We start from the raw sequence: 287 nt of genomic DNA on the forward strand, positions 1-287 counted from the left end.
TTCCGGACCATCAACCGCTTCCGGAGCGACCGGCTGAAAGCGCTCATCGATCGGATCTTTAGCGACATCCTGCAGCAGCTCCTCCGAGCGGGCTACGTTAAACTCGAGCACTATTTCGTGGACGGGACCAAAATCGAAGCGAATGCCAACCGCTACACGTTTGTGTGGAAGAAGGCGGTCGAGAAAAACAAGGCCAAGCTGGAGACGACGATCAAAGAGATTCTGAAGACCATCGATGAGGTCAACACGGCGGAAGACGCCCACTATGGCGATCGGGATTTAGAAGA

General features: G+C 54.4%; 1 protein-coding gene. It reads left to right on the plus strand.

Translation table 11 applies throughout. The features are described 5' to 3' along the window. Positions 1 to 287: transposase (locus HIJ39_RS23540; protein ID WP_169103427.1), on the plus strand; the 287-nt coding region annotated here is incomplete at both ends.

Source organism: Sulfobacillus harzensis, from assembly GCF_012933365.1.
Taxonomy (GTDB): Bacteria; Bacillota; Sulfobacillia; order Sulfobacillales; family Sulfobacillaceae; genus Sulfobacillus_B; species Sulfobacillus_B harzensis.